The following is a 12,072-nucleotide window of genomic DNA, read 5'->3' as shown; positions in this document are numbered from 1 at the left end:
ATATATTTTTATCATATTGATATTAAATATTTTTTAAATATTGGCACACTTTTCGCATTTATTCCTGGCAATAGTGGTTTCATAAAATTGATCACACAGAGATCCACAATTGTCCTTAACTTTTAAGATAAAACAGTTTATTTCTTGCCCTGTTTTATCAGGCCGACGTAACCAGGAGAGCCAGTATGTCCGCTGAACATGTTTTGTCCATGATTGAAGAACATCAGGTGAAGTTTATTGACTTACGTTTTACCGACACTAAAGGTAAAGAACAACATATCACTATTCCTGCCCACCAAGTTGATGAAGACTTCTTTGAAGATGGCAAAATGTTTGACGGTTCATCTATCGGTGGCTGGAAAGGTATCAATGAATCCGACATGGTGCTAATGCCAGATCCGAGCACCGCGATGCTTGATCCCTTCTTTAATGATGCCACCCTGATCCTGCGTTGTGATATCCTCGAACCTGGCACCATGCAAGGCTATAGCCGCGATCCTCGCTCCATTGCGAAACGCGCCGAAGATTTCCTGCGGGCAAGCGATATTGCTGATACCGTTTTATTTGGGCCAGAACCCGAATTCTTCTTGTTCGATGATATCCGTTTCGGCAGCTCCATCTCTGGCTCTTACTACCATATTGATGATACGGAAGCTGCATGGAACAGCGGCACACGTTATGAAGGCGGTAACAAAGGCCATCGTCCTGGCATTAAAGGAGGGTATTTTCCTGTTCCTCCTGTGGACTCTTCCCAAGACCTGCGTTCAGCCATGTGCTTAACAATGGAAAAAATGGGTTTGGTAGTTGAAGCCCACCACCATGAGGTCGCAACTGCCGGACAAAACGAAATTGCCACCCGCTTTAATACCATGACCAAAAAAGCGGATGAAACCCAGATTTATAAATATGTGGTTCATAACGTTGCCCATAAATTTGGTAAGACCGCCACATTTATGCCAAAACCGTTGGTGGGCGATAATGGTTCAGGTATGCACTGTCACATGTCACTGTCCAAAAATGGCACTAACCTGTTTGCGGGTGACAAGTACGGCGGCCTGTCCGAAATGGCGCTTTACTATATCGGCGGCGTCATCAAACACGCCCGTGCGCTAAATGCCTTTACCAACCCAACCACTAACTCGTACAAACGTCTGGTACCTGGTTTTGAAGCCCCGGTTATGCTGGCGTATTCTGCTCGTAACCGCTCTGCTTCTATCCGTATTCCTGTGGTCGCCAGCGCCAAAGCTCGCCGTATTGAAGTGCGCTACCCTGATCCCGCAGCGAACCCTTATCTGGCCTTCTCTGCGCTGTTGATGGCAGGTTTGGATGGCATCATCAACAAAATCCATCCAGGTGATGCAATGGATAAAAACTTATATGACCTGCCCGCAGAAGAAGCCCAAGAGATCCCAACTGTGGCCTCTTCTTTGGAAGAAGCGCTGGCCGCATTGGATGCAGACCGCGAATTCCTGACACGCGGTGGTGTTTTCACTGACGACACGATTGATGCTTATATCAATTTATTGAATGGGGAAATTGAACGTGTCCGCATGACACCACATCCCCTGGAGTTTGAACTGTATTACAGTGTGTAGTGCCTTATCAGGTAATGCCCCATAACGTGATGGCATTACTCTTGTTTTTTTGTTGCCGTGAAACTTTTGGCCCATCCTTGGATGGGCTTTTTTCCTCATATATACACAATTGTATTACCCATGAGGATATATGCTGAGCGGAAGGATTTATCAAACTATGCTTGAATAAGCTACAATGCACCAAAAAAGTGCAGGAACTGAATGACAATGGTTAGTTTGCCCAAAGCAGAACAGATTCTCGACTCACAGATAAACAGCGTCCTGGTACTGGATAATGATTTGGTTATTCGCTACGCCAATCATTCTGCTATGCAACTTCTGGCACAAAGTTCCCGTAAATTATTCGGCACGCCTCTTCCCATCCTGTTTAGCTATATTTCACTGGATACAGAATTGATGCGTTCCAGTTTGATCAACGGTCATGGCTTTACCGATAACGAAGTCATATTAGTGATCAATAATCACTCTCATGTGATGTCGCTCAGTGCCCAACCAATTTCCGAACAGTTTATCCTGCTGGAACTGGCATCTATGGACAGTCAACGCCGGTTAAGCCAAGAGCAGATCCAACAAGCACAGCAGGCGGCTGCGCGGGAACTGGTTCGGGGGCTGGCACATGAAATCAAGAACCCTCTTGGCGGATTGCGGGGAGCCGCACAGTTGCTTGCCAAAGCACTGCCAGATCCGGCCTTGAGGGAATATACCCAAGTGATCATTGAGCAGGCAGACAGGCTACGCAACCTCGTTGATCGATTATTGGGGCCACAGCATCCAGGCTCCCAAACCCGCCAAAGCATTCACCATGTAGTCGAACGGGTCTATCAACTGGTCTCACTGGAAATGCCTGCCAATGTCACGCTGATTAAAGATTATGATCCGAGCTTGCCTGAGCTGGCACATTATCCTGACCAAGTTGAGCAGGTATTACTGAATATCACCCGCAATGCCCTACAAGCACTGGGTGAGAAGGGAGGGATTATCACCCTGAGAACACGAACAGCATTCCAGATTACCTTACAGGGTGAACGTTACCGATTGGCAGCCCGAATTGATATTGAAGATAATGGGCCAGGTATTCCTCCCAATATTCAGGATACGCTTTTTTACCCGATGGTCAGCGGGTATGCAGGAGGAACTGGACTTGGCTTATCCATAGCACGTAATCTTATCGACCAACATGCTGGCAAAATTGAATTTACCAGTTGGCCAGGACATACGGAATTCTCCATTTACCTGCCGATCAAGAAATAACCGTTAAGTAGGGGGTGACAATGCAACGAGGAAAAGTCTGGATCGTTGATGATGATAGTTCTATCCGCTGGGTACTTGAACGGGCGCTGAGTGGCGCTGGCATGGAGTGTATCAGTTTTGAAAATGCCGATGCCGTATTAACCGCGCTAGGACAAAGTAATCCAGAGGTTATTCTGTCGGATATCCGTATGCCAGGATTAGACGGACTTAGTTTACTCAACCAGATAAAGCAGAGCCATCCACAGCTTCCGGTCATCATTATGACTGCCCATTCTGATCTGGATGCCGCTGTCAGTGCCTATCAACACGGTGCATTTGATTATCTGCCAAAACCTTTTGATATTGATGAAACTGTTGCATTGGTTGAACGGGCACTAAGTCATTATCGGGAACAACATCAATCAGCTTCGAGTCCGCAGTTGCCGGTATCAGTTTCAGATATGATCGGAGAAGCCCCTGCCATGCAGGAGGTATACCGGATTATCGGCCGCCTTTCCCGTTCCTCCATCAGTGTGTTAATCAATGGTGAATCCGGCACAGGAAAAGAGCTGGTTGCCCATGCCCTTCACCGTCATAGTCCACGCGCTTCTGCACCATTTATTGCCCTGAATATGGCGGCAATCCCGAAAGACCTGATTGAATCTGAACTCTTTGGTCACGAAAAAGGCGCGTTCACAGGTGCAAATCAAGTACGTCACGGTCGTTTTGAGCAAGCCAATGGTGGCTCACTGTTTTTGGATGAAATTGGTGATATGCCGCTGGATATCCAAACTCGCCTACTGCGAGTGCTGGCCGAAGGACAATTCTATCGAGTCGGGGGCTATGCACCCGTGAAAGTTAATGTCCGTATTATCGCCGCCACTCACCAGAACCTTGAGCAACGTGTTGCAGAAGGTAAATTCAGGGAAGACCTCTACCATCGCCTGAATGTGATTCGTGTTCAGTTACCCCCTTTGCGGGACAGAGTGGAAGACATTCCTCGTCTGGCACACCATTTCCTGCAACAAACCGCCAAAGAACTAGGTGTTGAAGCCAAAGTGCTGCATCCTGATACTGAACTTGCCTTGATGCGCCTGCCGTGGTCAGGCAATGTCCGCCAGTTGGAAAATGTTTGCCGCTGGCTGACCGTGATGGCGGCAAGCAAGGAGGTGCTGGTACAGGATCTACCCGCTGACCTGATTGGCAACCAACTCGCAGGGCAGGCAGGGAACGCCTCTGTTACACGCTCTACATCACCATCGGAGGATTGGCCACAACTGCTGGCTGAATGGGCGCAACATGCCTTAAAAGAGGGAAAAACCGATCTTCTTGCCGATGCTCTGCCATTGCTGGAACGCACTCTGCTTAATTGCGCACTGGAATATACAAATGGACATAAACAAGAAGCCGCTCGCCTGCTGGGCTGGGGAAGAAATACAATAACGCGGAAATTGAAGGAACTGGGGTTGTGATACATGTTGCTTTGCTATCCCAAGTGACCGTCAGGTTAAAGATTAACCCCGTCGAGAGACCAATTCTCATAGTTGCAGCTCACGCTGGATACTGTTCGTATTTAGTACAAATCAGCAACACACTCAACCCTATTCTCACTGATATTTATATCACCCGCGAAAATTGCCGCTGTCTCATCTGATTACGTAGATAACTATCAAAACACATACAAACATTACGTATCAACAAGCGGCCTTTCGGGGATACTTGGATCTGCGATTCGGTTACTTCAACCAACCCATCTTCTGCCAATGGTGCCAATAATTGCAGATCTTCGGCAAAGTAACCCGCGAAATTCAGCCCATAATGCTGCTCAATATCCGCAAAATTCAGCCGAAAGTTACAGATTAACGCCTTAATCACATCACGACGAATGCAATCATCCTGTGTCAACGCTAAACCACGCCACAAAGCATGGCCTTGTGCTGCCACCGCAGCGTAGTAGGTTTTCAGGTCTTTCTGGTTCTGGGCATAGCTATCTCCCAGCATACTGATCGCAGAAACGCCCATACCAAGTAAATCGCATTCCCCCTGCGTGGTATATCCCTGAAAATTTCGGTGTAAGATGCCTTGGCGTTGGGCAATTGCCAATTCATCATCAGGGCGAGCAAAGTGATCCATACCAATAAACTGATAGCCATCACTTGTCAGGGTCACAATCGTTTCGTGCAAAATATTTAGCTTCTGTGTTGCAGTTGGTAAATCCTGTTCCTTAATCTTGCGCTGTGCCGCAAATAAATCCGGTAAGTGAGCATAGTTAAATACACTTAAACGATCAGGAGACAATGCCAATACCCGCTGCAATGTAAAAGCAAAACTTTCAGGTGTCTGTTTCGGCAGACCATAAATCAAATCAATGCTGGTGGATGTAAAGCCTGTTTCACGAGCACGTTTGATCAGTTCGAAAATAAATGCTTCATCTTGCTCTCGATTAACCAAGCGCTGCACATCTTTATTAAAATCCTGCACGCCCATACTCAGGCGGTTAAAGCCTTCGTGATGCAAATGATCAATGACATCAAGCTCAATTTCACGCGGATCAATTTCAATGGAAAGCTCAGCATCGGGCAGAAAATGGAAATGGTTGCGCAGCATCGACATCAATCGGCTGATCTGTGTTTTATCCAGATAGGTTGGCGTGCCTCCGCCCCAGTGCATCTGGCTAATTTTCCGCTGGGAAAATAATTTGGCACGGGCAGCAATCTCTTTTTCCAACACATTCAGATATTCATCCGCCTTGTGCTTTTGGCGCGTAACCAGCTTATTGCAACCACAGAAATAACAAAGCTTATGGCAGAACGGGATATGAATATAGAGGGAAAGCGGGCGCCCAGGATAACGGGCAGCGGCCTGTGCAAAAGCAGTCGCATCGTACTGTTGATTAAACTCCAATGCTGTTGGATACGACGTATAACGAGGCCCTGAATAGTTGTATTTTTGGATCAAAGGCAGATCCCAAACAATGGCTTGCTCTGACATGCTTATTCCTTCCGCTGTTTTCGCCCATCAAAACGCAACATTTTCGTGGAACTGAAATGCCGTGCCATGATGATCGTGCGCAACCGACACTTACGTCGCGATAGCTGCCATAGTTTACCCAATAACCACAATAAATAACATACTAATACTGTGGTTATTAATATCATGGTTATCAGTATGAACCCGCCTTTTACGATCACAATTCATTGCTTGAAGGTGTTACTTACCCTTCAGTAATTGCATGATATCTTCCTGTGGTTCTTCTTCACTGTCCTCTTCTTCCAGCTCGATGCCCAACTCTTCCATCAGGGTATCAATGCGATCGAGCGTATTGTCGACATAAGCATTGTCTTCCTGGGACAGTTTTTCACCTTGCTCAAGACGTGCCAGCAAGTCATCCAATCGCTCATCATGTTCCAGCATTTCCAGCTCTTCCTGTGGGGACAGGCGAGGTTTCTGTTGCTCTATAGCCGGCTTAGTCGTTGGTTTCACCGTTGGTGCTTTTTCACCTGCGACTTTCCCATCAACGAACAGAGGAACCGGAACTTTACTACCGATACGTGGATCTTTTTCCTGTTTGACTACTGAACGCTTTTTATTGCTGCCATTATCGCTCTGACGGCTACCGGTCGGATTACCATTACCACGACGTTTCTTCTGGCGCTTACGCTCGCGTCCTTCTGCATCCAGCTCTGCACGACTTTTTCTTTTTTGCTTTTGCTGACCAGCGGAAAACTTCGCTGGTGATTTTTTCTTTAACGGGCTCATAGCTTGTGACTCAACTCATTTTTATCAAGATATTTTCGGCGGAATCTAACAGAAACTCCCTTTAACATCCAATGTCATTCACCTATAGTTTAAATTTCGTCTAGTATTCTAGATAGATTTAACTCAAATAATATGATCATCAGACTACCATGCGTTTTTTTGATACTCCTTCTTATCGCATACCATTGTATCTTTGGGTCACTGGTTATGCCGTTTTGTGGATAATAGCAAGTTACTCTCTCGATCCCACCGTTCCTTATGATGCCGTAGAAGCTTTAAACTGGGGCATTAATGGGGAATGGGGTTCGCCCAAAAACCCATGGCTAGTGGGAGCTATTATGCTACCCGCTATCTCTATCAGTGACATTTCTCTCAATTTTTATTGGTATTTCACCCACTTTGTTGCTATTGCCATCGGTATGCTTGGGGTTTGGCAACTGGCTTTCCGGTTGACGGGCAAAGTTGTACTCGCATGGCTTGCTATGCTGACTTTGAACCTATCCGGTGTCATCAATTTTGATATCATTCCTTATAATGATAATTACCTTTTAGTTATGCTCTGGCCTTGGGCATTGCTGTTTTTTCTGCGGGCCATTGACGATCACCCCAAATGGTGGCTGGCATTCGCCCTTACCACAGGGCTGGCAACAATGGCAAAGTACTCTTCGCTTGCTATCGTCGGCTCGGTCTTTTTGCTCTCCCTGTTTGTGCCTAAAATACGCCGCAACTATCGGGAGCCACTGTTTTATCTCGCCATTGTCATCTGGTTCGCGCTGATACTGCCGAATGTTTGGTGGCTGGTGCATAACGACTTTGTCGCATTTAAGTGGGTAGGTTCCCAAATTCAGAAAGGATTCAACTTACATACTACACGCGCCCTATTTTCCGTGTTCTACCCGTTAATTATCCTCAGTGTCATTATTTATCTGCTGGGTGGCCGGATTGGCTGGCCCAGGCAGCAATCCAATGCGCTGGCTAATATCGTGATACTGCTGCCTCTGCTGATTATTTACGGCTGGTTCTCCTTCAATCAGGGTGGACGTATGACCGAATGGGTACAACCTTTTATGGTCGTTTCGCCAGCACTGTTGGTGGGATCGATAACGGTCTTTCCCAACAAACCCCTGCGAGGCACATTACGAGCATTGACCGTGTTTGGGGTATTCGTGTTGATTGGTTATGTCGGTGTAATGATGGCAAATGTCCGTGATGCGGGGCAAAAATTTGTTGGTATAAAAACCTTTGCCAGCCAACTTGATCAACGTTGGAACGAACTGTATCCAACACCATTACGTTATGTTGGTGGCGAATATCTGCATCAATGGCTGACATTTTATAGCCACTATCACCCAGAAACGATACAACCCTGGGAATTAGATAATGGTGCGCCACCGAATATCTATAACCGCCATATCAAACAGGACAATATTGTGAAATATGGTGCCTTGCTAGTGGGAGAGCGAGGAAAGAGTTGTGCAGAGGAAGATTTTCAACATACGCTTGCAGAATGGCCATCATTGGTGCTCAGTCACAAAGAAGAGTTCTCCTTCCAAGCCCAACCAAATGCTGAGTTAGATACTGTTTGCATTGGCTTTGTCGCACCTAAAAATATTCAATGATAAGTTGCAAGCCTGACATAAATTGCTGTCAGGCTTTCTCTTAACCACTGTTTCGGTCGTGATCAGTAGGCATCCACAAACACCATTTTCAATACAAACAATAGTGTCACGACAAAAACACATGGGCCAACTTCACGCCATTTGCTCGTGCCCAATTTCATGGCACAGTAGGCGATAAAACCCAGTGCAATGCCTTCGGTAATGGAGAAGCTAAATGGCATCATCACTGCGGTAATAAAAGCAGGGACGGATTCAGTCAGATCGTTCCATTTCACCCTTGTCAGGCTGGAAGTCATCAAGACGCCCACATAAATCAAGGCTCCCGCTGTGGCATAGGCAGGCACCATGCTTGCCAGTGGAGAGATAAACATGACCAGCAGGAATAAAATACCCACGACAATCGCCGTCAAACCCGTCCGACCACCAACAGAAACGCCCGAAGAACTTTCAATATAAGCGGTAACCGAAGACGTTCCAATGTAAGAACCCGCCACCGAACTGATACTGTCCACGTATAAGGCTTGTTTCATGCGTGGGAATTTGCCATTACTGTCAGCAATACCCGCTTTATCCGTCACACCAATCAATGTGCCGGAAGAATCAAATAAGTTCACCAGCATAAATGAGAAAATAACGCCAGCCAAAGCGACATCCAATGCGCCTTTTATATCAACGTTACCCACCACGCTCATCACATTAGGCGGCAGATCAAAAATACCGTGATATTCCACATATCCCATCATCAACCCAATGCCGGTTGTCACAATAATCGAAACCAACACCGCAGCATGGAAATTACGTGCCGCTAAAATGGCAATAATGAAAAAGCCCAATGTTCCCAACAAAACGTTATGGGAAGCAAAGTTACCGATTGAGACAATCGTGTCGGGATTAGGCACGATAATACCCGCATTTTTCAGCCCCATCATGGTAATGAAAAGACCGATACCACTGGTAATACCCACACGCAGGCTCAATGGAATATTAGCGATCATCCAGTAACGGATACGAAAGAGAGTCAATATAAACAACCCCACTGCACCCCAGAAAATGGCCCCCATCGCCACCTGCCATGAAAGCCCCATCGCACCGACCACAACAAAGGCAAAAAACGCATTCAGTCCCATCGCAGGTGCAACAGCAACAGGCAGATTCGCCATCAATCCCATCATAATGCTGCCAACTGCGGTGATTAAACAGGTCGTGACAAATACCGCTTTAATATCCATGCCTGCAACCGCCAGAATTTGCGGGTTAACAAAGACGATATAAACCATCGTTAGAAAAGTTGTCAGCCCGGCAATTATTTCAGTACGAACTGTTGTGCCATGTTCCCCTAATTTAAACACGCGCTGAAGCAAGCCCTGACGATGAGCAGAGCCAGAATTTATTGTGCTCATGTAATATTGTTTCCCAAAAAAAGCGAAGTTTTCGACCTATCCTACAGGAAACCCATATAAATCGTTACCCTGAAACAGCAAAAAAAGAAAACGTTTGCGACACGTGTAATCAATAGGTTAAATAACATTATGATTCTTGAGGGAATTCATTTTGTGACGATATTTTATTCGATTAGTCCGTTATTGGTCTTGCAAAAAAAATTCAGGGTGACATAGCAGCAAGAATGTCGTTAAAGATATTTCCCCACTCATCTTCTGTCATATCCATTAAACCGAAGAAACGCAGAACGAATGCCCCCTCTGTCGCTAAAAATGCCAAACGCGCCTGCCGACCTTCTTCCGTCGTTGTGTCCAAGCCTGCTATGCGTTGTCGATACCAGATACGGGTTGATTCGAGATGTTCTGGTGTTTGTAATAAAGTAGCCATCAAACCAGCCGCCTTTGCGGTCGATGCTTCATCAGATCGCTTGGTTGCTTCAATATGCGCACGCACGGCTGTTAGAGGGTGGGGATCATTCCCGGCAATTTCATGAAACTGTTTATCATAACTCGCCTCCCAACGCTCAAACATCGCATCAATAAGGCCATCTTTTGTGCTAAAACTGTATTGCACTCCCCCCTTGGTAATGCCAACCGCCTTCGCCAGCGCATCAATCGTGAGAGCCGCAGCACCATGTGTTGTGACAATATGTTCCGCTGCATCCAGCAGAGCTTCCCGGTCAATTGTTTTACGTCGTCCCATGCGAATCCCTTTTCATTAAATACGCATGTATTTATAATGATCGCCAACAATTTAGTCAAGGTTCGGCAAAGTTGCCGAACCGCATTGGTGAATTTGCTTATGAAATCGAATATCCGCTGGCTTGTACTTGCTATTATTTCCAGTGCACTTTTCTTAGTTGTTATTGATATGACCGTGCTATACACCGCTTTGCCACGGTTGACACATGATTTACATGCTTCTGCTTCAGAGAAATTGTGGATCATGAATGCCTATACGTTGACCATTGCAGGGTTACTTCCCGCTATGGGGGCGTTGAGTGACCGTTTTGGTGCAAAGAAACTGTTTACTAACGGGTTAGCCATTTTCGGTGTTGCATCGCTGATGGCTGCATTTTCCCCCAATCCTGCCACCCTGATTGCTGCACGTGTGGTGCTTGCTTTTGGCGCGGCAATGATGATGCCTGCGACACTCGCGATAGTCCGGCAAGCGTTTGAAGATCCAAACGAAAGGGCACTTGCCATTGGCATCTGGTCTGCCATAGCTTCAGGCGGGGCCGCACTTGGTCCGGTTATCGGCGGATTCCTGCTCGAATATTACTGGTGGGGTTCGGTTTTCCTGATCAACATCCCGATTGCCCTCATTGCATTTGGCTTTGCACTGGTCGTTATTTCTAAAAGCCCAAACAATCCAGACCATTCCTTTGACCTTATTGCTTCTGTGCAAATCATGATTGGCCTGGTAAGTATCACCTATGCGATCAAGGAGTTAAGCAAACCAGTACCTTCATTAGTAACTGCCGCGACAGTGGGCATTGTAGGCATTATTTTTACGGCCATATTCATTCGTCGCCAGTTAAGTTCATCAACCCCCATGATCGATTTCAAGCTTTTCCGCAATCGTACTTTCACCGCGGGAGTTGCCGCTGCTTTCGTTTCCACTGCAGCACTGGTCGGTATGGAACTTGCTGTTAGCCAACGCTTCCAACTCGCCATAGGCCTATCTCCCTTGCTGGCGGGATTATTTATTCTGCCCATTCCGATTGCCTCTTTTATTGCCGGCCCCCTGGCTGGGATTGCGATACCAAAATTTGGCTCTGAGCGGATCATGTGGCTCTCGCTCGCCTTTGCCGGACTGGGGATCTTTGTTTATCTCGCTGGCCTGCAATCCAGGCTTTTCGTGCAAATCACTGCATTTTGCATAATTGGATTTGGTATTGGTGCGGCAATGACCGCCGCTTCCACATCCATCATGCTGAATGCACCAGAAAACAACGCAGGCACCGCCGCCTCTATCGAAGAAGTCGCCTATGAGTTGGGAAGCCTAATTGGGATAGCCGTTCTCGGCAGCCTGATGGTCGCAGTTTATTCTGCCTCATTCACCCTTCCAGCTGCTATGAGCATCCCAGAATTGGCACGAAACAGTATTGATGAGGCTCTTATTGTCGCAGAAGGGCTAAAGGAGGGAGAGGCCGCACTGTCGCTGATCCAAGCAGCAAAACAGGCTTTCAATCACTCATTCCTGTCGGTATTGATCGCAGCAGGGACATTGCTGTTGTTGTCCTCTGTGCTCATTGCTGTGTTTGGAAAAGAGAAACGCCATTAATTGAATCAATTAGGTAATTTTCTAAATAATGTTTCTTTAATCTGTTAACTTAAATAATTTTATTATTCTTAAAAACATTATAAATATAACCAAATAATATTTGGTGTATTCTTCATAACCTACCATACTACAAATAATAACAT

Annotated in this window: 9 protein-coding genes; 5 read left to right on the top strand and 4 right to left on the bottom strand. The window is 46.4% G+C overall.

Going from position 1 to position 12,072, the window contains the following annotated elements:
* Positions 1–185 precede the first annotated feature (185 nt).
* The 3 genes from glnA (at position 186) to glnG (ending at position 4,297) form a co-directional block, all read left to right on the top strand.
* Positions 186–1,595 (top strand): glutamate--ammonia ligase, encoded by a 1,410-nt coding sequence (glnA, locus tag BDE27_RS17755; RefSeq protein WP_099131768.1) that lies wholly within the window; start codon positions 186–188, stop codon positions 1,593–1,595.
* 201 nt (positions 1,596–1,796) lie between these two features.
* Positions 1,797–2,846, top strand: a complete 1,050-nt coding sequence (gene glnL, locus BDE27_RS17750; RefSeq protein ID WP_099131769.1) for a nitrogen regulation protein NR(II) — start codon at positions 1,797–1,799, stop codon at positions 2,844–2,846.
* 20 nt (positions 2,847–2,866) lie between these two features.
* The gene (glnG, locus tag BDE27_RS17745; RefSeq protein ID WP_099131770.1) at positions 2,867–4,297 is read left to right on the top strand and encodes a nitrogen regulation protein NR(I); all 1,431 of its coding nucleotides are present in this window, start codon (positions 2,867–2,869) and stop codon (positions 4,295–4,297) included.
* Positions 4,298–4,442: 145 nt separating this feature from the next.
* Here the strand turns inward: glnG and hemN are convergent, their stop codons facing one another.
* Both hemN and yihI read right to left on the bottom strand, forming a co-directional pair.
* A complete protein-coding gene (gene hemN, locus BDE27_RS17740; protein ID WP_099131771.1) occupies positions 4,443–5,816 on the bottom strand; it encodes an oxygen-independent coproporphyrinogen III oxidase in 1,374 nt (457 codons plus the stop codon).
* A 219-nt stretch (positions 5,817–6,035) separates the two neighbouring features.
* A complete protein-coding gene (gene yihI / locus BDE27_RS17730) occupies positions 6,036–6,584 on the bottom strand; it encodes a Der GTPase-activating protein YihI (protein WP_099131773.1) in 549 nt (182 codons plus the stop codon).
* 149 nt (positions 6,585–6,733) lie between these two features.
* On the opposite strand from yihI, the gene BDE27_RS17725 reads away from it, so the two are divergent.
* A complete protein-coding gene (locus tag BDE27_RS17725) occupies positions 6,734–8,203 on the top strand; it encodes a glycosyltransferase family 39 protein (RefSeq protein ID WP_099131774.1) in 1,470 nt (489 codons plus the stop codon).
* Positions 8,204–8,265: 62 nt separating this feature from the next.
* Here the strand turns inward: BDE27_RS17725 and BDE27_RS17720 are convergent, their stop codons facing one another.
* On the bottom strand, positions 8,266–9,603 hold the full coding sequence (locus tag BDE27_RS17720; RefSeq protein WP_099131775.1) for an NCS2 family permease: 1,338 nt from the start codon (positions 9,601–9,603) through the stop codon (positions 8,266–8,268).
* 202 nt (positions 9,604–9,805) lie between these two features.
* The gene (locus tag BDE27_RS17715) at positions 9,806–10,345 is read right to left on the bottom strand and encodes a TetR/AcrR family transcriptional regulator (protein WP_099131776.1); all 540 of its coding nucleotides are present in this window, start codon (positions 10,343–10,345) and stop codon (positions 9,806–9,808) included.
* Positions 10,346–10,444: 99 nt separating this feature from the next.
* On the opposite strand from BDE27_RS17715, the gene BDE27_RS17710 reads away from it, so the two are divergent.
* Complete coding sequence (locus BDE27_RS17710; RefSeq protein ID WP_099131911.1) at positions 10,445–11,929, top strand: MFS transporter; 1,485 nt, start codon at positions 10,445–10,447, stop codon at positions 11,927–11,929.
* Positions 11,930–12,072: the final 143 nt, after the last annotated feature.

This window comes from Xenorhabdus ehlersii, from assembly GCF_003610465.1.
Lineage (GTDB): Bacteria > Pseudomonadota > Gammaproteobacteria > Enterobacterales > Enterobacteriaceae > Xenorhabdus > Xenorhabdus ehlersii.
Note: the sequence above shows the minus strand (reverse complement) of the source record. Positions and strands in the feature narration are given on the sequence as shown.